Consider the following 24924-nt stretch of genomic DNA (forward strand, 5'->3'; position numbering starts at 1 on the left):
TATAATTATATATAACGATTATAGCTTTGAAACTATTAAATTCTTAAATAGTCACGTAATAAAAAGTTACATTGTATGTTAATAAATAAGTTATAATTATTAAGACGAAATTAATAGAAAAGGAGGGGGAGAAGATTAAGTGAGGTTAACAATAAGTAAAAAATTGATTATTGGGTTTCTTTCTGTTTCTCTTTTTTCCGGAGGGACAATAGGANNTACATAAATAAGGCAGATAGTTCTTATGCGAAAATAGAGAATCAACAGATAACGATTTTAAATAATGTGAAATCTATACAAGTATTATCTTATCAGCAGACTAATAGCTTACGAGGGTATCTTCTAACAGGGAATTCTAAGTTTAAGAAAAATCTAAAGAATGAAAATAACGAAATGACTCATTTAATTGATGAAACTAATAAACTGACCATCGAGTCTGAAAGTGAAGCAGACATTATCAAGTTAGACGAACTTAATCAAGAATTTCAAACGAGATATGAACAACTATTAAGCATATTTGAAGAAAATGTTGATCAAGAACAGGCCTCTAACTACTTTGTCAATAAACTGTATCCAATTGGGAATGAGCTATCCTTGCTAACAACGTCACTTGCCGAACGCCAACAGATAATGATGGATGTAGCTAGGGAGGAATATTCTAAAAAAGAAAGACAAATGAAACATATGCTAATCATATTCAGTGTACTTGCTGTACTGTTAAATATGATTATCGGACTCATAATTTCTAGAAATCTAACAAAAAATCTTTCTAAAATTACAAATGTGATTAAAGAGATGACAGAAAATTCTAATAATGGAACAGAGATACCTAAGATTGACGTTAATTCCGGAGACGAAGTTGAAGACATCGCAACCGCATTTAATAAAATGACATATTCGATAAAGGAAAAAAGCTGGTTGGAAACAAGCATTGTCGAAATGGCTACGATGTATCAAGGAATTCATGATCTTAAAACGTTAGGTCAACGATTTATTAATAAAATTACTTCCATGATTGATGCAAACTATGGCGTTTTTTATGTTAAACAAGGAACGGGAGAAGAGAGATTTCATAGTATTGCCTCTTATGCATTTAATGGGCAAAACAGCGGCCAATCTAGTTTTGGATATGGAGAAGGGATTGTAGGGCAAGCAGCGCTTGAAAAGCGAACGATTTATTTAACAGATCTCCCGGAAGACTACATTAAAATCACTTCTGGTGTTGGATCAGCATCACCGGCGAATCTTATGGTGATACCAGTTGAATATGAAGGAGAGGTTATAGTTGTTATCGAACTAGCAAAGTTTAAAGAATTCACACCGATTCAACAAACATTGATAAACCAAGTAGCTAACCAAATTGGGGTTACAGTAAAGAGTGTTAGTGGACGAATGCAGATTGAAAATCTTTTGAGAGAATCAAAAGATTTAACAGAAGAGTTACAAAGTCAGTCTGAAGAGTTGCAGCTACACCATAATGAACTAGTTTGTATGAACGAAAGGCTTGAGGAACAGGCCAAACAATTGGAGCTTACTTCGAATTATAAGTCAGAATTTCTTGCTAATATGTCTCATGAGTTACGTTCGCCGCTGAATAGCTTACTCGTTCTTGCCAATCTGCTTGCTGAAAATACAGAAGGAAATCTTACAGAGCAACAAGTGGTTTTTGCTGATACGATTTATAAATCTGGGAATGATTTGTTACAGCTTATAAATGAAGTATTAGATTTATCGAAAATAGAATCAGGAAAAATAGACATCATTCCTGGTGAAGTCCCATTAAAAAATATATGTTTATTTGCTGAACGTCAATTTTTACCACTCGCTAAGCAAAAAGGACTTCATTTATCTATTCAACTGGATGAAAACCTTCCGGAAACAATATGGACGGATCAGTATCGATTACAACAAATTATAAGAAATTTGCTGTCAAATGCTATTAAATTTACAGCAGAAGGTGTGGTTACGCTGCATGTTCATCAAGTGCATGTTGAAAATATGAATACAACAATAGCTTTTTCAATAAGAGATACCGGTATTGGGATACCAAAGGAAAAACAAAAATTAATATTTCAAGCCTTTCAACAAGGGGATGGAACGACTAGTCGAAAGTATGGAGGGACTGGGTTAGGCCTCTCTATTAGTCAGGATCTTGCTAGTTTGTTAGGCGGAGATATAAAAGTAGAGAGTGATTTAGGGAAGGGAAGTATTTTTACATTACATTTACCGATATATGAAACCAGTAATATAAAAGAAGCGGCATCTGCTATTGAGGTTATAGATGGAAACGAACGGGAGACTATAGCTTTAGACCAGGAGGATACTCTATTTATAGGAAAGAAAATCCTTGTTATTGATGATGATATGAGAAACATATTTGCCATTACCTCTGCGCTAGAAAATAAGCAAATGGCAATAGCCTTTGCTCAGAATGGGAAGGATGGAATGAGTGTCTTAAAGGAGAATGCTGATGTGGATTTAATTCTTATGGATATTATGATGCCTGAAATGGATGGGTATGAAACGATATATGCAATTCGGGAAATGCCGGAGTACAAGAAGCTCCCAATTATTGCATTGACGGCAAAAGCTATGGCACATGATAAAGAAACATGTATAGAAGCGGGTGCATCTGATTACATAAGCAAACCTGTTTATATAGATCAGCTTCTATCCTTAATGCGGGTATGGTTATATAAATAGTAGAATTCGTTTTACATACCATTTTGATAGAAAAGTCAGTTTTTAAACTTAATAGACAATGCACAGGGGGAGCCGTTTTAAATGAACAACTATATCGACATATGGAGGAAAGATGAAAAGAAAGTAAATATATTATTAGTAGATGACCGTCCTGAAAATTTATTGGCACTTGAGAGCATACTTACCTCATCAGACTATCATTTAATTAGTGTCAATTCAGGAGAAGAGGCATTGAAGCGTGTGTTAATAGAAGATATTGCCGTTATTTTGCTTGATGTACAAATGCCGGGGTTAGATGGGTTTGAGACAGCGAAATTGATAAAATCTCGTGAAAAATCAAAACATATTCCGCTTATCTTTCTAACTGCTATTAGTCAGGCTATAGAGTATGTTAAAGAGGGCTATCATGCAGGAGCAATTGATTATATATTTAAACCATTTCACCCAGAAACATTGAAGATGAAAGTGGAAGCTTTTGTGAAAATCTATCAATATCAAGAACAGATAAAATTTCAAAATGAAGCGTTGAAAGTGATTAATGAAACATTGCTAGATACTCTTGTTACGTTTGATAAAGCAGGACGGATTGTAACGATTAACCCTGCTATCACAAAGATGTTTGGGTATACAGAAGAGGAATTGAGTGGAGAGCCGATTGACTTGCTTATTCCTAGTATAACTAGTTATTATTCAGACCCCCATAAACTAGGTAGGATTATTGAAACGTTTGCTGTCTGTAAGAATACAACTGTTTTTCCAGCTGACATTCAACTTGGTGAGGCGAAAATTGGAGGGCAGCATGTTTATATTTGTTCGATTCGGGATGTTACGGAACGACATCTACTGGAGGAAGAGAGATTTCGCAAAATATTTGAGTCAACCTCTTGTCTTGTTTCATTGCAAGCGGTAAACGACTGGCATTATATTAATGTAAATAAAACTTGGCTGACAAGCTTTGGTTATAATCACTATGATAAGGTTGTTAATCAATCGGATCTCTCTATAAAATACATCGTTCAATCAAATGATAACGGTGAAAGCGTTGTAGAAACAAAGGATTTAATCCATCCTGTTCAAAGCAGCAGAATTAAGTATTTCAATCAATTAGGGGAATTGCGAGATGGGTTATTGTCTACTGAATTTATGGACATTCATGGAGAAGAATGCGTTCTATCTGTTATTACGGATATAACAGATAGAATGTCCGTTGAAAAAGAGATGGCAAGGCTAGATGGATTAAATCTCATCGGTGAAATGGCTTCAGGAATTGTTCATGAGGTGCGTAATCCGATGACTACCATTCGTGGATTTTTACAAATTTCTAAGGATGTACCATCTCCTGAATTTATTGATATTATGCTTGAGGAGCTAGATCGTGCCCATAACATTATTAGTGAATTTTTATCCATATCAAAAACGAATAACACAAAACGAATTTCGAAAGATTTGAATGTCATTATCGAAAACTTATTTCCCCTTATTCAGGCAAAAGCTATGTATTCTAATCATCAAGTTTGTCTGGATTTAAACGATTGTTTTGAGTTGAAAATTAATGAAAGGGAAATTCGGCAATTGATTTTAAATCTTTCTCTAAATGGGCTTGATGCAATGTCTTCTGGAGGGACACTAACAATAAAAACATATCAGCAAGATAATGAAGTAGTTTTAGCGATACAAGATGAAGGAAAGGGAATTAAGCAAGAAATCATTAATAAAATTGATAAACCTTTCTTTAGTACAAAGGAAAATGGCACGGGATTAGGGTTATCCATTTGCCAAAAAATAGTGTCTAAGCATGATGCTATCATGGATATGAAAACAAGTAGTGAAGGTACAATATTTTTTGTTCATTTTCCTATTTAGCCTAAAAAAGCCTCATTTCTCGATGTTAATGCTGAGAAATAGGGCTTTTTCTTTACTCGGCAATTTAGTTGAGTTTAAAAAATTATTTTTCTAATCCAGCTTTTCTCACCACTACTTCATTTTCAAGCATATCCCACATGCCTTCATCTTCCATTCCTAATCTCCAAAGTGCTAAGCCTCTTATTCCAAGACGGTCTGCAAGTTCAGCCTTCGCTTTTATACTTGCTCGATTTTCAAACCATACCTCGTGATTGACCCCTTGTTCATCTGTATAGGCAAACATTGGGGTTTTCGTTTCTTCATCAAATATGATTTCTTTATTGTATTGTCTAGCTAGAGTCATTGCTCGATCAAATGATGCATAAGCCGCACGACCTGTTTGGAGATTAAAATCAAAACCAAATACTGAAACAGCAGCAACGATTTTTTCTTTAGGCATCACTGTAATAGCATAACGTAGCACTTTCTCCATCCGGCCGATTGATACGACTGGACCTGGTCCGCTTCCTGGCCAACCGTGCTCATTATAAAGCATGATGACAAATTGATCAGTTGGTACATGTAATTTTGGATAATCAAATGGTTTTGCAAAAACACTTGGATCCTCTGGTCCTGTTTTAGATGGTACAGCAGTCGAGAAGAAATATCCTCTTGCATCAAAAACGCGCCCGATTACTCGATATAATTGGGTTAAACGATCTCGATCCTCTTCTAATACATCCTCAATATCAATATCAACACCGTCTAATCCATATCTTTCGACTAATCTAACTAAATTTTCAGCAAATGCAACCATATTCTGTTCAGAGGAAACCAACTGGTGAATAACCTGCTTTGCCAGTTCAACGCCTTCTGCATATAAAAGGTTATGAACAGTTGCTAACATTTTTACATTATGACGATGACCGATTCGTACAAGATTCCGTACTTCTTCATCAGTGAAATTTCCAAACTTATCAATCGTTGTTGGATTGTCTTTGCTAATTCTAAATAAGAATAATCCATTTTGTGAAATATTCCTTGTGTTTGTCACAAATGATTGATAAGAACTAGGCAATGTAGGTCCTTCTGATAATGTATAATATCCTAAAATTTGAATAATAGGATCAGATCCATCATATGCTCTTAAGGTAGAAACAGTTTTAGAAATCCAACCTGGATTACCATTGAATAATACAACTTTATACCAATTTCCTTGGACACCAATAAGAGGTAATCTTGCACCGCGATCCATTTGGGCAATTACTCTAAAATTAGAACCTGGCCGTTGCCGAATGTTCGCACCATCTATATTGACAATCACTTCCGAGTATTCCGGAATCTTAATTCTTTGACCGACAGTTAGATTCATGCCTTCTAAATTATTTAAGACAAGGATACTCTCTACGGTTGTATTATATCTACGAGCAATCTCATATAAGGAGTCACCTGACTTAACGACATATTCAGTTTGTCTCTCATCTATTTCAGATACTTTCAATCTTTGATTAATGTAAATTATATTGGTATCTAGGTTATTTAAGGTTTTTATTTTTCCAACAGTTGTTTCAAAACGTTGTGCAATTGAAGAGAGAGAATCTCCTTCTTGGACAACGTAATAATCCCCATCAATTTCTTCAGGAATAACAAACTGTTGTCCAACATAAATTATGTTGGAACGTAATTGATTTATTCTTTGCAATTCTCCAATCGAAACACCAAATTTCGTTGCAATTGTGTACAAGCTGTCACCTGGTTGAACAATATAAATATTCCTTTCAGCAGTAACGGGTACTACCAATTGCTGACCAATATAAATAATATTAGAAGTTAGCTGATTTTCATATTTAATACGTTCAGCATTTGTTTCAAATTTTTGAGAAATCGTATCCAACGAATCTCCAGGCTGTACAATATAATTAATCTGCCGATAATACATGCATATATCATCTCCCTCACCAACGCATCTATATTTATATATGCACCGGCCCGGAATTATTGACAGTTATTTTTAGGAACAATCATTGGACTTGTACTATAAATTGGCCGGTAAGTTAGCTGGTCGTCGTGAAGTTGTATCAGATGCAGACGTTAACAAGCATACGCGAATCTCTGATGACGAGCTGCAACGAGGATTGGACGAACTAAACGATATGTTGAACTAGGTTAAGTGTTACCATGTGATGACCGCGGCTTTTATCATTGGAGTTGACGTGTTATTATTAAATGTCAGGATCAAACCATACACAACCTGTTAGGATGTTGTATAGTTCATCACGCTTAGTTTATAACTAAGTAAAATGGATAGAATTAACCCATGACAAGTAATTCAACTAAAGGCAAGAATAATGGGGTGATGGTATCAGTAAAGCTAAAGGTAAAGGCGGAACAGGTAGAGGGACAGGCAAGAAGGGCTGGAATCGTTGGCAAGCTAGTTCGAACAGAGCGAAAAGTGCTAAACCTTATATAAGCAAAGGCACTAAAAAACCAGATAAAGAGGATTGAAAGTCAGCATTCATAATGTTGGCTTTTTTTATTTCGCTGTCCGATATAGGAGCGTTACGTCACCGGTAAGTCACCGGCTTAGAGACGTTGACGTAATGCGTGTATGGAGCATAGGGGCTCGAACCCCTGACCTCTACGCTGCCAGAACAGCTCGCGTATTTTTAAGCCTGTAAATTAAGTTTAATTGAGCAACGGGAAACCGTGATATATCAACGTTTTTAAGAGTTTGTTTATGCAATCTAGTTAAATACGATAAAAAGAAAAAATACGTTTGTGCACATTTTGTGCAAGGGTGCGGTCATCTTTATCTGTACTTATCGTTCATTAATAAAGGTTCTTTTAGATAATCAAAAGTGGGAATACAAATTTAGTTATAGATCTTATTTAAAGATGTTGGCCAATTTATATTGGCGTTATTTTTTTGTAGACTAACCAGGGGTGGCAAGGCTTCTGATCCGTGAAACACAAACTTTATATAAGTTTAGAAAATTTGAACCAGCGTTTGAAAATAAAATTATTTACTTTTAACGGTTAGAAGCCGTATTCTTCAGTTGGAAAATACGGCTTATTCAAAAAAAACATTATTTACTAAATTCTCTCTTGAATAATCGCACCCATTTAAGAAATATGCAATTCTATGTGTTCATTTTAAAAATTCTTAGTTATCTCAAGAAGGTAATACAATCTGTATCAACTGGTTTAATACCTCTTTCCAAAGTAGCCAATTAGTTTGTTCTCGATGGTACTGACCATGAAGGGTAATATGAGTTAAAATATCACGTGTAAAATTTGTAAATAGGACCCTATGTTTATGGCGTAGATGCTAAAATTTCTTGCATTTTTTGTGACACTAATGGATAGAAATTAGTTTTTGCACTAGTGGTGGAATTCCCCCCGAAAAATCCTGTGCCCGGACAAGTTTTAACAGCATGTCCTTCACTGTTATCCAACACTCTTTCCCCTGAATTAATATCCCACCAATGATGATATGTGATGGTGTCAATGGAAGGAGTTAATCTGTATTTCAACATAAGCAAGGCATTAACCATAACAATCGTTTTCTTTTGTTCCTCAGTCATTTGGTCTCTACCTATATCAAAGTATCCAAGATTTTCAATCGTTAATGCATCGGCTTCAATTTTCTGCATGGCAGATTTATTAAGCAATCCAAATGAACCTTCGGGCGGTGTGTCAAATGGTCTGCCTACTGCTACTCTTCCGTCTGGAAATGTGGTTAATTGTTGACTTATCTCATTCCACTTCATCCCTTCAATATGATACTTCTCCATTTCTTTCAACAAAGCAAAATGATTCGAACCATTGAAATCCTTATAAGCCGGTTGAGCTGTGTTATGCTCTTGGATTTTACTAACCCTTCTAGTGAATTTATGGTTAAATATCCAATCTTTAAATTCCTCTCTAGTCATAAGTATAAACTTTCCTTGCATGGTGAGCTGTTTAGGAGGAATCTTTATTTTTTGCCCTACATGAATAACATCGGATGTAAGTCTATTCGCTGTTTTTATTAGCCGGACTGTAGAATTAAATGCTTGTGAAAGCTTCCAAAGAGTATCACCAGGAGCGACTTCGTACATGACGGGCACCCTTAATTTCTGACCAACTAATATTAGATTAGATTGTAATCCGTTGATTAGTTTCAGGTCTTCTACAGAGGTTCCATAGGTTTTTGAAATTTTCCATAAATGATCCCCAGATTTCACCTCATATATATTTCTTGGGTTATTAGTTGCATAAGCAGGAGATAAATTCATTAGCATTAATAAAATCAAACTAAATACAAGTATAAATTGTTTCTTCATTTTTTATATCCTTTCATGATGATTACACGAAAAACTCTGTTGTTTATAACGAAGAAAACTTTTCATTATCCTTGTTATTGTTTGTAAAACAACTATGAAATTATTCTAGAATTAACACCTCCTAGTAAAAAAAGCGACTGCCGTCTATATTAAAAATCTGTCTTCATTATTAAACCAGGCTTTTGATACAGTTGTTGATTGGAATTTAGTGAAGGAGAATCCAATAAAAGGAATTAAAAACCCCCCTAGTAAAAAACGACAGTAAAGTCGATAAGGCTTGGAATAAAGAAGAAATTAATACTTTACTTCTTATGGTTTCTGAAAGAGAGATAGCTGCCCTGTATCTTGTAAGTATTCATACGGGTATTCGACGTGGGGAATTATTGGCCTTGTTAAATATCAGTGTTGATTCTCTTCTTCAACAATCGGTTCAGATTCTGGAATATAATCGATAAAATCTTAAAATATTTAATGCTATACTGAATTTGTGCATACTAAATAACCTTCCAAAGTTCTCTGTTTGGAAAGTTTCGGGCCGTTTGGTTATAGTTTTTAATTAGACTAGATCTTGAAAGGATGATTTGCTTTTTAAAAGTGCATAAATCCAATGTGAAAGTTTATTCGCACATGCTATTACAGCTACTTTAAAGGGCTTTCCTTCTTCACGTTTCTTATCATAAAACGCTCGTAATCGTTTGTTACGAGGGATGATTTCATTTGTCGTTTTCTTCTTGCGACAATCACGAATGGCACATTTAACGGCCATATATAGGGCGTGTCGTAGTCTACTAGAACCTCGTTTAGTAATTCGATTTAGGGTATCTTTGAATGTACCTGATTCAAAGACACTTGGATCAATTCCGGCAAATGCAACTAGTTTTTTAGGGTGATTAAACCGATCAATTTCCCCAATTTCAGAAATAATCATGGCAGCGATTTTTTCACCGATTCCGGGGATGGATTGGACAATTTTATATCCTTCAATACTTTTCGCTAAAGCATCCAAGAATGCTCGAACCTGACTTTCACCTTTAGCCACATCCAGACCAATGACTGGATTCATATATTACCCCTCCTAATATAAAATCACCGGTATCCCTAGCTCCTTCTTGTAGTGTCATAGCTTCGCTTGTTATGCGAGATCATCGTCCCAACCAGCCTCAATCATGTTTCTACAAGTAGGGGGGCGAACTGTTTAGTTGACGGGGCTAAATCCCCACGGGTGCGTACGTTCTACCCGGGCTACCGTAAGAATATATCGATATAAAAAAAGGTCAACCAGAAATAACTGGCTGACCTTATAATACGAACGGAGTGCATTAGTTTAAACTCGTTATTTATATTTTAAAATAGATACATGTCCGTTTCAGATCTATTCATTAATTCATCTCCTATTAATACTAAGGAGGAGATGAATAGCTGTGTCTAATGATCAATCAATTTGTCAAGAGTTTGCTAGAATTATCGGCGGGCAAGAAGGTTTTGCGGGTGGAAAATGCGTAGCAACCATAAATCGAAATGAAATAAAAGCAAAAATTTTAGGAAAACGTTTCAGAGTAACCTCTTCTTTCTCATTTGAATCAAGAGATAATCTGACTGAACGAGCATTGTGCTTAGGTAGGGTAGCACTCTTGCAAAAAGAAGTCGAGAATTTTGTTGCTTCTATTCTTAAACAAGGAATAACAGTTTCATCCGTACACAATGAGTGGTTTTTTGATGATCCTAATTTGATTTACGTTAATATCGAAGCTCTTGAGGATCCATTAGTTTTTGCAAGAAAGGTTAGAAGAGCGTTAAGGAGCTAACGGTTGTAAGAGTTGCAGATCAATGAATTGATCTGCAGCTCTTTTTTTCTTATTCAGCTCCCATAACTTTATTGTCATTTTACAATATGACCTGTCTCAAAAGTCTTACCGTTGTTAAAACATTCATTTTTAACCCTATAAATAGCTTAGCGTTGTAAATCCGCCTTTTCCATTCGGGATTGTACCCCGAATGGAAAAGGCGGAGGTGTTACTATAGGCAACATAACGCTGAACTATAACGGTAGTGGATCAACGCAGCAAGATGCGCGGAAACTATTTGAGCTATTCGTAAGAGAAGTCGAACAAGCAGCAGTCGGTGGTTCTTAACGTGAGACAAATTGGCGAGGGTTGGCTGTAGCTGACTTTCGTTTTTTGTTGCGCATATATTGATAGAAAAGTAAAATAATAGGAAAATGGACGGAGGTGCGAGGAATGGGATTTTGGAAGCAGTTATTTAGAGCGCGTATCCCTGTTAATGTTTTATCGGGTGGTCATGCGTTAACAGATAATGTTGAAGGCAAAGGTCTTGTTAATAAAATGTCAGTAATGAAGGGTCGGAAGTTAGACGAAGTTGAGATTGCTACATTATTCGGTCAAAAATTCTTCACATTCTCGCGAATTTCATGGGAACAAAGCGGAAGCAGGGGCTATCCTGGGAACGGTTGTTGCTGGTCCACTCGGAACCATTGCAGGTGCTGCTATTGGCGGGAAGAAAAAAGATACATCGACTGCATACATTTACTTAATTGACGACGACAGTGTTGAACACGAAGTTCACGTCCAATGTACGAAAGAGCAATACACGCAAATATCTCGCATAGCATACTAACCTCGTCCAATCGGGCGGGGCGTTCGAATATGTGGAGTAGTCGGCGCTCTTTTTTTGCGTTTCTATCGTTTAATTTTTCGTGGCTTATTTAGCTTGTCTGTAATGAGATTCAGCGCTGAAAACTGTTCGTGCTGCAACGTAACAGCTTTACGTGACAAGTGCGTATATTTCATCGTCATTCGTAAGTCACTATGACCGAGAATAATCTGTAGGCTACGAATATCGCCGCCATTCTCTAAAAATAATGTTGCGGCCGTATGGCGAAATAGATGCGGATGCACTTTCTTTTTAATACCGGCAACCTTTGCGTATTTCGCAAGCCTGTGCCGAAAGTGGTTTGGCGCTAATGCTTCTCCATAGTTTGCTAGAAATATATACTCGCTTTCGAACTCGGCTACTTCTGTAAGTAGCTCGCGTAGCAGTCGTGCGGTTAGTTTTGATATATTCAAGAATCTTCCTTTTCGCGTCTTAACCATTTTGGGGTGTAGGGTTATCGTTCTATTTGTTAAATCAACGTCGCTAATCTTTAATGAAAGAACTTCGTTAATGCGAGCCATTGTGTCGATAAGTACATTCATGATTACATAGTCGCGAAAGTCTGCATAATTACGTTGATTGGGTGTGTTTAATAAAGTCTTTAATTCATCGACTGTTAGAACTTCAATAACTTTTTCGTGTTGCTTAATGTTTTCAACGCTTTCGAACGGATTGGACTCGATTAATTCTTCCGCAAGTAAAAATCGAAAAGCTGTCCGTAAAGTTTTAATAATATCGTTAGCTGTTCGAGGAGAAAGTCTGCGAGTTTTGTCAGCTTCCTTCTTATACTTATGGCCGTCGAATTTAATACGGTCATTCAATAACCATGTCGCGAAATCTCGGCAAACGTCGATGTTTAATTTCAGTACGTCATCGCTTTGTAGAAACTCCCCTAATAAATTGAAAGCGTGCTGGTATAACCAAATGGTGCTATCCGCCAGGCCTTTCGCTTTCTTTGCGCTCTTTACCTTTTCCGCAAGTAGTTCCAACGAGTACGGTTTCTTTTTACCGCTAACTGTCCGCGTGTTCTTCACACGTTTTCCGCTTTGTTAAAGGTTCTTTTACTAATTCTTAAAAAGCTCTACAACATTATCAAAAGCTCACTTGATCATGCTGTAAATATGGAGCTAATTCCTGCCAATTCAATTGTAAAAGTACAGTTACCTAAAGTAAAAAAGAAGGAAATGACTGTATGGGAAGTGCCTGAAATACGAGCATTTTTAAAGGTTGCTATTGAAGATAGACTATATCCAGCCTTTCATCTTGCTATTACAACAGGTATGCGGCGGGGAGAGATTCTTGGGCTTCGTTGGAAAGACGTTGACCTTGAAAAAGGTGTTCTATATATACGTCAAACCTTAAGTAGGGATGGGAAGCAATTTTTAAACGGAGCTAAAACCGATGCTAGTGTAAGAAGTATACAGCTTGCTAACGAAAGTATCGCCATGCTGAAGAAACAAAAGCGGATGATAGCTAGAGAAAAGCTATCTTGTGGACCTGAGTATAACGATTATGATCTTGTCGTTTGTACATCTAAAGGTACTCCCGTGATTCCTAGCAACTTGAAAAGGACGTACCAAAGGCTCATAAAGGAAGCGGATGTACCTCTTATTCGTTTCCATGATCTAAGGCATACTCATGCGACAATGCTACTTGCCCAAGGCATACATGCTAAAGTTATTTCCGAGCGGCTTGGTCACAGCAATATTAAAACGACACTGGATATCTATTCGCATGTACTTCCAAACATGCAAGAAGAAGCAGCTAATCAGATTGATGCTTTACTATCTTAAAACACAATAAATCATCATGGGCACCAAAATGGCACCAACCCCACTATTCGTGCCATTTGGTGGGTCGTCTAATTAAAACAAAAAAAGCCCAAACCCTTGATACATAAGGATTTGAGCCTTGTTTAAATGATGACCTGTGAGGGACTTGAACCCCCGACCCCCACCCTGTCAAGGTCTACTAATATATTATTTATCGTTACCTCTTGTTACCGATAGTGTCCATAAATCCTTGGTATATAAGGATTTATGGACGCTTTTTTAGAATCATATAAATTCTTATATTCGTTAGTTATTTTTAGTTTGTTGCCAAAGTGATGCCACGGTATTTATTTAATCTTTCCTTAAAGCACACACTAAGTTAATAGTGTCCAATAGGTTGTCTCCTTTAATAATTAAAATATACTTTCAACATATTCCAATTATCTTTATTTTCCAAACTATACCGTCATAACCGTCACTATTGTCATTTTTAATAAATACATAGATATAATTTTAAATAACAATAGTTTTTATCTATATTATGTAGAATGTATTAAATACTAATTAGGAAACTCCAGATTAGTTCCCTTAAATATATTTTTTCAATTTTCATGTATGACTTTCGGTAAATTCCTACGTATCCTTTTCTACTTGAGTACTATTCTCGTTAAGCCGAATGCTTAATAAATAACAGTAATAAAAACCCTAGAAACGTTGATACGATATTCTATGGTTGTTCTACTTTTAGTGGTTTTTAAGATAACCTATATAAAATTTAAAATTTGTGGTAATTTTCAGGAAACTATTTGGAAAACTCTAGTGTGCAGATGCTTTTTATCCATCATATATTTGATATTAGCCTTTTCCGAAAATATTTTGTTAAAATTCTTGTCTAAATAACTGATGTTTTTTCTGCTCGAAAAGCAATTTAGTCCTTACCAGTTAGCTTGTTAACATTCCTTTTTTAGTAGCCTATACAAATCATTCGACAAATACTGACAACAAAGAAGCACCCATTAATGGATGCTAAATAAAAGCTTATATAACTAAATAATTACTTACTATACAATCGGTTATTTTTTATTTGATCTAGTTGAGAGCTAAATTCTATCTTTTCATATTCCTTCACCATATATATTACCATCGGCTCAAACATTGAATCTGCCCCCTCAACCATCGGCATCAACATTGATTCTGCCGTCACCAACATTTTTGTTTGATTATCGGTACTAAATTCTAATATATTTTTATAAAAGACTTCAGTAAAACTACCATAGCAATTTTCTCTCAATTTTAAAGTTATTCTTTTAATATAATCAAATATATATTCACCATATTCCCTAGCCTCTTTATATGACGGTATTTCTCCTTTATGTGTTATTTTATTTCTAAACGTAACCCACTTTGACTTTATCTCCTCTGGCCTTTCATTGAAAGTACTAAGATAAAGAAAATAAAAGGCACCCAGCTGTCTTTCTGATTGGTTGGACACCAACTTCCAAGTATCCCCGATTCCTTCCCAACTCACTCCATTATTTAAAAGCATAACCTTAATACAAAATTCATGAAATCTTTCTACAGAAACAGCAAAACTAGAAACAGATTCTCTAGTATAATTATCAATTAAAGCTAAGGCTCCTAAATCAAATAAAATCTCATAATCTTGATTTCTCAAATTTACCGTAGATTCATGATTTTCATTACACTTTATTTTATAAGTTGATCCTCTATTTATCTCAACCTCAACTTTATTACTACATTGCACACATGGCAATTTAATTTTCATATCTTTTCTCCCTTCACCTACTATTTCGACAAAAGAGCACTTTTATCTATATTAATTATTCGAAATATTAACAAAAAAATAAAAGAGCCCAAGGAATGAACGCTTACTCTCGAATATTTTCATACTCTTTTTTTAAAAACAAATTGTACTTTTCTGGATCAATATCCTCGGCTGTTTCTTTATGTATTTTCTCCATATTTTTTACTTCCGACCCGCTCATTGATTCTATTTTAAGTCTTCCCCATTCAGATTTTAAGATAACTTGTTCAATAAAATGAAGGTTTTCAATCATTTTTGAATACTCCTCAAATCTAAAATCCCCTTTATCATTAAGTACATATTTTGAAAGGATTTTCTTATGCTTAATAAAATTTTTTGTTATAACCTCTCTAGGATTTAATAATAACAAGATAAGATTATCTAAATATGTTAACTCACACAATAAATCATCAGTAAGTGCTTTATTATTCGAACGTATTAAAGCGATTTTATGAATCTGTTGACTATATAGACTAAAATTTTCTCTTACTTTATTTATCCATTCAACTCTTTGAGTGCTAACCACCTCAATTAATCTCTGCTTGCTTTGGGTCTCAGCTGCAAGATTTCCAAGTTTTTCGGATATTTCATTAGACTTTTCATATATATCATTATAATTTCTAGATATTTCATTAGACCTTTCAGAACTTTCTTTTGAAGCTTTAATAGTCTTTTTGTTACCAGCATATGCTATTAAAGCTGCCCCAATAGCAGCTAGTGCAGTAACAATTTCTACCCAACCTATAGAATTCTCCTTGTCCTCATTTTTCAATTCCTTAACAGTATTTTCAATTTTGTTGAGCTTGTCTAATATTATTTCATTATCTTTTGGTTCTTGAATTGTTTTAGCGTTAGCATTACTATTAACACAAAAAAACAATATGGATAATACCACAAAAATAAAATTGACTTTTTTCATATCCTTCCCTCCATATCTCTATTATAAAAGAAAATCGCCCAAAACCGAGCTTTTTCGTCATTTTTATTCAACTTTTCACCCACTTTTAAAATACCGCAAACCAATCAAAATCCTTAATAATTCTTGTGAAAATTATCGCTGACCATTTAGGAAATACCCCACAAGTGATATAAGATATTTACTGTCATTATTTTAAGGACCTGCAAGAAGAATCTGTTTTAGTTTTCGAGCAAGCTTTAAAAATTTTGGGACCCTTTAGGGCTTATTAAAATGGCACCTCAAAACCTTGGTAATACAACGGTTTTGAGCACTGTAGAGTTCTACTTTCGTATTAGAATAGCTCTGTAAAGAGTAATCAAAAAAACTAGAAACCTTGCTATATCAATGGTTCAAATTTTTTTATTTTCTTTTTGCTTTGTAGAATAATGTATTCTCCCCCAACGATTTTGGGGAGATTTTTAAACAAATTATTGTGGACAGACGTGATATATATTCCAAAAAACAAAACCACAAGAAATTCCCCTCTTGTGGTTTTGTTAAGCTTAGACTTAACTACTCAGCATGTTTATAAGTTATAATTCTCTATCTCTTGTCTCTAACCAAGTCATCTCTTTATGACTTAAATCGGATATAGACTTTGAATTATGAGGTTGAACCAACCACTTTTTTATCTGGTGTATTTACTGATTCAACTATAGTTCCCTTCAAACTCTTTGCTTGACGTACAGTACTTACTGTCACTTGATAATTATAAAATCTCGGCATGATGCTTTGGAAAAACTTTTCGTCATCTCCCCCCTAATTTCATCATATATCCGAAAATTACCTACATCATAAACTCCTGTTATTAATTAAAATCCCCTTAGTTTTAGTAAAAAAACCCTGTCTTTTCACAACAGAATTCTAGTTACACTTTTTTATAAACAATCGGACTTTTGTTATTAATTATCAAACTTTATTCAAAATCAATACAATAATATGACAGCCATTATTAGAAATTGATTTAAAAATCTATAAAGTTTATTATGGCTTTAAACTCTTGTTATAATAAACGTCAGGAGGGATTTAGAACCATGCATTCTATCCAATTTGGGAATCAAACGATACCGTATACATTATCAAGAAGTCACCGTCGCAAAACGTTATCTATTTCTGTTGATCAGCATGGCGTGTCTGTCATATCTCCTTTAGATACCGATATAGAGAAGATTGAATCCACTTTATATAAAAAAGCGATTTGGATTATTAAGCAAATTTCTGATTTTAATGAAATGAAGACAAACGTTACAGAACGTTCTTTTTTATCTGGAGAAAAACTACCTTATCTAGGTCGGAACTATCGCTTAAAGGTTAAAAAAACAGAGTGCGAACAACCAAGCTTTCGCTTTTATCAAAGTCGATTTTTTACAGAAGTTCCTGAGTGTATTAGAGAAGAAGAATACCGTGATGTCTTATACCCACTTTACGTTAACTGGGTTAAAGAGCGAGCAAATCTATTTGCTCATGATCGTATAAAGCGGTTTACTATAAAGCTTCAGAAGGAACCACAGAAAATCCTTATCAAAGATCAAGAACAACGCTGGGGCAGCTGTACATCGTCCGGTAATATCCTATTGAATTGGCGTATTTTTTTAGCTCCTACATCTATTATTGACTATGTGTTAGCACATGAATTGTCTCACTTGAAACATATGAATCATTCAAAAGAGTATTGGGAAACATTACGGATGCTGATGCCGGACTATGAAAAAAGAAAAGACTGGCTCAGAATTAATGGAAGGACCCTAAATGTATAAAATTGACCAGAAATAATATTGATTTCTGGTCAATTTTCATATTTAACGTTAACCGTTGAATTAAGGCTATATAAATCTACTTTCCTAACACTACCTAGTTCCTCTTTAAGTGATTTCTTCATCGCTTTTAGCATTTCTCTCATTCTCTTATTACGGTGCTTATACAACTCATCTTCATCGGTCTGATATCGTGCTATTAGAGCATCAAATGCTTGCTCTTGCAGCTTTATAGATTCAATTATAAGTTGATAGCACCTTTTCTTGTGCCTTACATCGAGAAATTCCTCACCTTCTACCGTTACCACAGCTTCGAATATCTTTGAAAAGGTAAAAATAGTAATAAGTCGAGCTAATTCAGTATAATTAACTTTGTTAACAGTATAAACTCCATTTTCTTGGATGTAGCATTCTAATACTCCAAAGTTACAATGAGCAAACGTGCATAGAAAATCATAGAAGGGGTAATAGTATTTTTTATCACTTCCCATTTTAAAAGTAGCGGGATTTTCCAAAATTCCGACGACTTCATTTTTGCGATTAGTAATCTCAGCTACTTTTGTTTCTTCATTAATTTTTATATTAAAATGTGCAAGAGCAAGGCCGAGAGGGTTGGCGATAAAACTATCTATTTTCTCATCATTCTCTTGGAAATACCTACAACTCAGATAATTTTCAAATATGCTTCGGGCTAAAATTAATACATCTTCGTTACATTCTTGTTTCAGGAGATTTCTAATACTAATCAATGTTTTTGTACTTTTAGTAAAAATAAAGTATTCAAAATCTCAAAGCAACTTGGACGATTTCACATCAAACTGAACAACTTCCATTAATCCATAAGGGTGAGCTGATACATCAACAAACTTTTTCCCTTCAAAAATAAAGCGATTAATGAGCTTATCCATACTTTTAATTAAATCTGCCGGCATTCTTTTACCTCCAATTTAACAAAATGATCCAAAGAAGTAACTTTTTCATTTCTTATTCCATACTTAATAAATGACTAATAAAGGTTTTATTTACCCATACTGAACTTCTGCAAGTGCCGTAAAATAGCCAACTAACATGGAGGCATCACTCATGGACATCTTTTTCTTTAATAAAACAATCTTCAAATCCGCATTTAATTTGCGTTTAAAATCACTTTTACTAGTCCAATCCGGTATCGGTGTTACACGATCCTCAATAAACTGATGAACTTCGACCGCGATTGTCTTTAACTCATCTTCTTCTTTTTGTCCTTCGAATACCTCTAGTAATTTATTATAATAAGGCTCTTCTTCAGGTTTTAACCCACTTTTCGTTTGTCCTTCAACTTTGTTCAAAATCTCTTCCCGAGTAGAATAAAGATTGTCTAAGAGCTCATAAATATTCATTTGACGCTCTTTAAAACGTTCTAATAAATCCTCAATCTTTTGCTTAAGAGACGTATAAAAGACTTCATCTTCCTCCATTCGAATGGAAATCTCCCGTTTAATCGCATGTTCAATTTGAGCAGCCTTTGTTTCTGGTAACACATTTTGTTCGACTTCTTCTTTAAAAGAAGCATCTAAAATAGAAATTGGATCTCGAACCTTAATTCCTTCAGATTGCAGATGTTTATAGACAAGATCACGAACTTTTTCCCCACAATCTGAAATATCTAAGCCATCATCGACTGAAAAGCGAGATTTAGCTAATTGTCGAATTAATCCTAAATGTTTTAAGTCACCAACAAACGCTTCTGATTTTGGGCTAGGCATTACTTTATCCATACTTTCCGCAAAGCGTTTATATGCAATTTCAAACTCAGCGCGGACATCTTCGTTAGCTAAGCGAAGAATACTTTCTTCACGTTGGTTCCTTTTCAATCCATCAAAGAATCTTATTGCAGAGCGATGACGCTGTTCTAATCGCGGGATTTCTTCATCAATGGATTGAAGCGCCCCTTTGACATCATTTGAACTGAAAATTTCAAGCGCTTGATCTAAAAAGCGAGAAACGCCGAAATAATCGACAATGAGGCCATAATTTTTATTATCATCATAACGGCGGTTTGTTCTTGCGATAGCCTGAAGTAAGTTATGTTCTCTTATCGGCTTATCTAGATACATAACTTGCTCAATAGGAGCATCAAATCCCGTCAGCAGCTTATCACAGACAATTAGCATGGCTAATTTATCTTCTGAAAAGGGCTTTTTAAACCGTTCAATTAAAGCTTTTTCTTCTTCTTTCGTGATATGGTGGTCGCGAAGTTCTTTCTCGTCATTATGTCCTGGAGAAAAGATGACGGCTGTTTCAAATTGGCCCGCGGCATATTGGTCGATTAGCGTCTTATATTTCACAGCAGCAGCTCTAGAAACAGCGACTACTTGCGCTTTATAGCCGTTTACTAGAATATGTGATTCGAAGTGACGAACAATATCCAACGTAATTTCATCCATGCGTTCAGGTGCGGTCAAAATAAGCGCTTCATTAACGTGTTTTTGCTTAATTTTTTCACGTGTGTCTTCATCATATTCAAAAAATACACGATTAAAAATTTCGTCCAAAGAATCCCCTTTTACATGAACATTAGGCAAACGAGATTCATAATAAATTGGTACTGTAGCCCCATCCTCTACAGCTTGTTCAATTGTATATTTATCAATATAAGAGCCAAATTTTCCGGTAGTAGAACGTGTCTTTTTATCAATTGGTGTTCCAGTAAAACCAATAAAAGTCGCGTTCGGCAACGCTTTACGCATGTTCAAGGCTAAACCTTTATATTGAGAACGATGCGATTCATCCGTCATAACAATGATATTCTCAGCTTCTGAAAGAACTGGGAAGGTGGATATTCCAGCTTCATTTTCTGCTCCTTGGAATTTTTGAATCAGCGTCATGACCGTAGTTCCAGGTCCTTTTCCTAGTTGAAATTTTAAATCCGCAACTGAAGTGGCTTGTGTTGGATTAGGGAACCCACATTGTTGAAAGGTTTTTGTGATTTGTTCATCCAAATCCTGACGGTCCGTTACAATCACAAGCATCGGGTTTTCAAGACTTGCCAAACGACGTAGCTTCATGGCTAAATACACCATAGTTAAGGACTTTCCAGATCCTTGTGTATGCCATACTACCCCCCCACGAAGAGATGGCTTGTCCTCAGTGAGAATCCGCTCAATCGTTTTATTAACGGCACGATATTGCTGATAACGAGCAAGTTTCTTTACCTTTCCATCAAAAACAATGAAGTTACGCATTAAATCTATAATCGCTTCTTTTCGTAACATCCCAGCAATTAAGATGTCTTGAGCACGGTCACTGCCCACCTCTTCCACAGTTAATGGATAAGAATCTTTCCACAATCCATAATGTTGTGGTCGAGCTAAAATTGTTCCGACACGTGTACGGTCTCGACTTGTAACAATGAGCATTTGATTATACCAAAATAATTTTTCATTCGTCTCTTGATAGCGATCAAATTGACGAACCCCTTCTGGCAACTGTTGATCCCACTTCAATGTAGGGCTTTTACATTCCACTAATACAAGAGGTAACCCGTTAATATAAAGCACGATATCGGGACGAATTGTTCCATTGGCATTGGTGTAAGAGATTTGGTTAACAACTAAAAACTCATTATTGTCGATGTTTTCAAAATCAAATAGACGCACAGTTTGATTCTTTTTCCCGCCACCCAAGTCTTGTAGAATAGAGATTCCCTGACCAAATAACCATTCGAATAATGTTTTGTTAGCATTCCATAAATCCTCTGATTGGAGCGCCACCAATTGCTTGACGACTTTTTCCGTATTTGCATCACTAATCCAATCATTGAGTCGTTGAATAGCCTGGTACAAACGGGATTCTAATACAATACTTCCTCTACCCTTCCGTTCAGCATCTAGCTCTGAGCCTTTTATATATGTATAACCATAGCTTTGTAACTGCTCGATAAATGGTAACTCTACCTCCGTGTATTCTAAAGGCTTCATCTACTTCTCACCTCCATAAGAAAAGGGAAACGGCTTACACCGTTACCCGTATTTTTCCGGTTAATAGCTGCTGCATTAAGCCTTTTTTAAGCTCTGTGTATTTTTCTTTTTCCTGTTCGTAGCTTTCGATTTGATTGTCGACAGTGGAAAGGATTTCGGCGATTTTTTGTTGTTCTTTTAATGGAGGCAAAGAAATTTTATAAGATTCCATGCTTCCTTTAGTTAAATGAGCAAAAGCCGATCCATTTTTTTGAGAATTCATTTCATTTGAAATATGGTCCAATCGATAATAAAAGAAAAGTTTATCTAAACATCCTTCTTTAACTTCAACTTTCCATATGTGGTAATGATATATACTTTTAGCTCCTCTCCAAATATAAGGGCCAAATGTAGCAGACCAAGCATAAATCAAATCCCCATTATCAATATATTTATTTTCTTCAAGTAATAAATCAGAATATACTGGTTCTCTTTCTCCTGTCAAATTTTGAATTCTTACAATTGGTGTTCCCTCATTTTTGAATTCAGCTTGTTTATAAGCTCTACCATTATAAAATGTAGCAATCTCTCCTTGCTGATATATCTTCCACGAAACTGGTATTTCTCCAAGCTCAGTTTGCTTAAACTCGGTATGGCCAATTCCTTTGGTCAATAATTGCTGCATTAAGCCTTTTTTGAGTTCTTTTGTTTCAGCAATTAATTGGTTAGTGTTGTCGATTTGATGGTCGACGGTGGAAAGAATTTCAGCAATTTTTTGTTGTTCTTTTAATGATGGAAAAATAACAGGGAATGATCTAATTAAACTTAAATTTAATCCAGATCTTCCTTCACCGGTTATACTACGTAATGCTTCATATTGGCTTTCGAGATAATAAAAAAGATACTCACTATTGTATTTATCGGAAGGTAAAATTCCTGCCAATGATTGATTACAAGTTGTGTCAATATGTAACATTGCAACCGTCCCTCTTGTTTTACCTTGACCATTCATCGCCATCATTATTGTGTTAGTAGGTAGTAAAGTAGTGTTTGAGTTCTGGAATCCTAACTCAGTAATCTTTTCTTTTACTTTGTGTATCCTTTTATAATTGATTTCTCCGGAAGACATCCATGGAATTTTCCCGTTCACCCAGTATTCAGGTTTAGATTTGCTAGGTGTTCCTCCTGTTTTAACTTTTGTTAAATCAGAGATAGTTTTTATTTCCCATTCAATCGGAATCTCCCCTAATTCTGTCATCTTATACCCTTCACGAACTTCTTTTACTTTCACTACCATTACACTTCACCAATCCCTAATTCTTGCAAATAGGCATCTAATTTCTCTTTATTAATTGAGCGTTTATCTTCTAACCCTTTAATATCTTGCAAAACAGCTGTTAAATCCACTTGCTCTTCTTCTTCTGATTTATCAACATAACGAGTAATATTCAAGTTATAATCGTTATCCTTAATTTCATCTAGAGATACAACACGTGCATATTTTTCGACCTCTTCATACGCATCAAAGGCAGAGATGATTTTTTGAATATCCTCATCGCGTAATGTATTTTGATTTTTACCTTCTTGATATTCGTCTTCTGCGGCAATAAATAATACATTACATTTACGTTCTTCAGACTTGTTTCGATTGAAGATTAAGATACATGCGGGAATTCCTGTCCCATAAAAAAGATTAGATGGAAGTCCTACAACAGCTTCTAGTAAGTCAGCTTCTAGCAATCCTTTTCGGATTTTTCCTTCAGCGCCCCCACGGAATAGTACGCCATGCGGCATAACGACACCGGCCATACCATTTGATTTTAAAGAAGCGACCATGTGTTGAATAAACGCATAATCCCCTGCATTTTTTGGGGGGATTCCATATTGAAAGCGACCATATGAATCGTGTTCAGCTTCTTCACGGCCCCATTCTTTTAAAGAAAATGGAGGATTTGCGATTACACGATCAAATAGCATGATTTCTCCATCTTCTTTAAGTTTTGGATCACGAATCGTATCTCCTTTTTCGATCTTATGGTCTGGTAGGTTATGAAGTAATAAATTCATTTTGGCAATCGACCAGGTTCCTAAGTTCTTTTCTTGTCCGAATAAAGATAAAGACTGCGGATTGCCGCCACGTTCTTTTACGTAGTCTACCGATTGAATCAACATACCACCGGAGCCACAAGTTGGGTCATATACGCGCATGCCTTCTTCTGGTTTGATTAATTTCACAATCAATTCAACGACTTTTGTTGGTGTATAGAATTCTCCACCCTTTTTGCCTGCATCGTCCGCAAACATCTTAATTAGATACTCATATGCTCGTCCCAACATATCTGGCTCGGATAAGTTTTGATTAGATAAATCCAATAGAGAAAAATGCTGTAATAATCGTTGTAACACGCTATCTGTTAAAACTTCCTTACGGTTGAAGTCAATTGGTGTTAATACCCCTTCGAGCGTTGCATTTTCGTTTTCAAGGGTCTCAAAAGCTACATTAATAGCAGAACCAATATCTTCCGCATGTTTACGAATTTCTTCCCATCGTGCTGCTTCTGGTACGAAGAATTGATATTGCTCTGGATCGTCGGCAAGCAATGCTCCAATTTCCTTTCCATGTTCCTGAATGAGATTCATTCTTTGTTCCTCAAAGGTATCACTTAAACGTTTTAAAAATAACAATCCAAAGATGTAGTTTTTATAATCACTGGAATCTACAGATCCCCGTAAAATATCAGCTGATTTCCATAAATGTGACTCTAATTCTTGTAATGTTAATTTACTCAAGATGATTTCGCTCCTCATCGTGCATGATTTTTTATATAGGTTTATTGTAATAAAAATCCCTCTCAAATAGTAAAGTTTTTAATAAATGTTATTTATCAACAGAACTAAAACAGGCATTCAGTATTGTATATAACTGATTTTACATTAAACATATTTAAGAAGGGACGGGATTTCATTGAATAAAGAAATAAAAGTTATTCCTAAAAAAACATACTACTTAAAGTCTAAACTAGACTAGATTAATCTAGATTTAATTTCAGAATATCAATTAAATCAAACACAAATATTTTATAAACATGAGCAGTAGAAATACAAAAAATTCTACAAATTGATATTTTTCTTAATCCAGA

18 protein-coding genes and 1 pseudogene are annotated in these 24924 nt (G+C 35.2%); 8 read left to right on the plus strand and 11 right to left on the minus strand.

Annotation, left to right across the window (positions count from 1 at the left end):
• Positions 1-282: 282 nt before the first annotated feature.
• Together V7068_RS14805 and V7068_RS14810 are read left to right on the plus strand one after the other, a co-directional pair.
• A complete protein-coding gene (locus tag V7068_RS14805) occupies positions 283-2700 on the plus strand; it encodes an ATP-binding protein (protein ID WP_499713420.1) in 2418 nt (805 codons plus the stop codon).
• An 81-nt stretch (positions 2701-2781) separates the two neighbouring features.
• Entirely contained in the window at positions 2782-4563 is a 1782-nt protein-coding gene (locus V7068_RS14810) for a response regulator (protein ID WP_499713421.1), read from the plus strand.
• 82 nt (positions 4564-4645) lie between these two features.
• Here V7068_RS14810 and V7068_RS14815 read toward each other — a convergent pair whose 3' ends face one another.
• The gene (locus tag V7068_RS14815; RefSeq protein WP_499713422.1) at positions 4646-6481 is read right to left on the minus strand and encodes a LysM peptidoglycan-binding domain-containing protein; all 1836 of its coding nucleotides are present in this window, start codon (positions 6479-6481) and stop codon (positions 4646-4648) included.
• A gap of 91 nt (positions 6482-6572) precedes the next feature.
• On the opposite strand from V7068_RS14815, the gene V7068_RS14820 reads away from it, so the two are divergent.
• Complete coding sequence (locus V7068_RS14820; protein WP_499713423.1) at positions 6573-6707, plus strand: hypothetical protein; 135 nt, start codon at positions 6573-6575, stop codon at positions 6705-6707.
• Positions 6708-6903: 196 nt separating this feature from the next.
• Positions 6904-7047, plus strand: a complete 144-nt coding sequence (locus tag V7068_RS14825) for a DUF3934 family protein (RefSeq protein ID WP_252291713.1) — start codon at positions 6904-6906, stop codon at positions 7045-7047.
• An 809-nt stretch (positions 7048-7856) separates the two neighbouring features.
• Here the strand turns inward: V7068_RS14825 and V7068_RS14830 are convergent.
• Both V7068_RS14830 and V7068_RS14835 read right to left on the minus strand, forming a co-directional pair.
• On the minus strand, positions 7857-8867 hold the full coding sequence (locus V7068_RS14830; RefSeq protein WP_499713424.1) for a LysM peptidoglycan-binding domain-containing protein: 1011 nt from the start codon (positions 8865-8867) through the stop codon (positions 7857-7859).
• A gap of 556 nt (positions 8868-9423) precedes the next feature.
• Positions 9424-9873 (minus strand): annotated as a pseudogene (locus V7068_RS14835) (transposase); the annotation flags it as partial.
• Positions 9874-10288: 415 nt separating this feature from the next.
• On the opposite strand from V7068_RS14835, the gene V7068_RS14840 reads away from it, so the two are divergent.
• Entirely contained in the window at positions 10289-10672 is a 384-nt protein-coding gene (locus V7068_RS14840; RefSeq protein WP_499713425.1) for a DUF1259 domain-containing protein, read from the plus strand.
• A 571-nt stretch (positions 10673-11243) separates the two neighbouring features.
• A complete protein-coding gene (locus V7068_RS14845; RefSeq protein WP_499713426.1) occupies positions 11244-11501 on the plus strand; it encodes a hypothetical protein in 258 nt (85 codons plus the stop codon).
• Between the two features lie 62 nt (positions 11502-11563).
• Here the strand turns inward: V7068_RS14845 and V7068_RS14850 are convergent, their stop codons facing one another.
• The gene (locus tag V7068_RS14850) at positions 11564-12571 is read right to left on the minus strand and encodes a tyrosine-type recombinase/integrase (RefSeq protein WP_499713427.1); all 1008 of its coding nucleotides are present in this window, start codon (positions 12569-12571) and stop codon (positions 11564-11566) included.
• A 150-nt stretch (positions 12572-12721) separates the two neighbouring features.
• On the opposite strand from V7068_RS14850, the gene V7068_RS14855 reads away from it, so the two are divergent.
• Complete coding sequence (locus V7068_RS14855; RefSeq protein ID WP_499713428.1) at positions 12722-13330, plus strand: site-specific integrase; 609 nt, start codon at positions 12722-12724, stop codon at positions 13328-13330.
• 1033 nt (positions 13331-14363) lie between these two features.
• Here V7068_RS14855 and V7068_RS14860 read toward each other — a convergent pair.
• Entirely contained in the window at positions 14364-15095 is a 732-nt protein-coding gene (locus V7068_RS14860; protein ID WP_499713429.1) for a hypothetical protein, read from the minus strand.
• 103 nt (positions 15096-15198) lie between these two features.
• Complete coding sequence (locus V7068_RS14865) at positions 15199-16053, minus strand: hypothetical protein (RefSeq protein WP_499713430.1); 855 nt, start codon at positions 16051-16053, stop codon at positions 15199-15201.
• A 1073-nt stretch (positions 16054-17126) separates the two neighbouring features.
• Here V7068_RS14865 and V7068_RS14870 point away from each other — a divergent pair.
• Entirely contained in the window at positions 17127-17849 is a 723-nt protein-coding gene (locus V7068_RS14870; protein WP_499713431.1) for a M48 family metallopeptidase, read from the plus strand.
• A 29-nt stretch (positions 17850-17878) separates the two neighbouring features.
• On the opposite strand, the gene V7068_RS14875 is transcribed toward V7068_RS14870, so the two are convergent.
• The 5 genes from V7068_RS14875 to V7068_RS14895 form a co-directional block, all read right to left on the minus strand.
• Positions 17879-18619, minus strand: coding sequence for a DUF5677 domain-containing protein (locus tag V7068_RS14875; protein WP_499713436.1), 741 nt, complete (start codon positions 18617-18619; stop codon positions 17879-17881).
• A gap of 15 nt (positions 18620-18634) precedes the next feature.
• Complete coding sequence (locus tag V7068_RS14880) at positions 18635-18778, minus strand: hypothetical protein (RefSeq protein WP_499713432.1); 144 nt, start codon at positions 18776-18778, stop codon at positions 18635-18637.
• Between the two features lie 90 nt (positions 18779-18868).
• Positions 18869-21805, minus strand: coding sequence for a type I restriction endonuclease subunit R (locus V7068_RS14885; protein ID WP_499713433.1), 2937 nt, complete (start codon positions 21803-21805; stop codon positions 18869-18871).
• Positions 21806-21839: 34 nt separating this feature from the next.
• Positions 21840-23081, minus strand: a complete 1242-nt coding sequence (locus V7068_RS14890; protein WP_499713434.1) for a restriction endonuclease subunit S — start codon at positions 23079-23081, stop codon at positions 21840-21842.
• Positions 23081-24574, minus strand: coding sequence for a type I restriction-modification system subunit M (locus tag V7068_RS14895; protein ID WP_499713435.1), 1494 nt, complete (start codon positions 24572-24574; stop codon positions 23081-23083). The genes V7068_RS14890 and V7068_RS14895 overlap by 1 nt, the downstream gene beginning before the upstream one ends.
• Positions 24575-24924: the final 350 nt, after the last annotated feature.

It is taken from the genome of Bacillus sp. JJ634 (genome assembly GCF_036962285.1).
Taxonomy (GTDB): domain Bacteria; phylum Bacillota; class Bacilli; order Bacillales; family DSM-1321; genus Peribacillus; species Peribacillus asahii_A.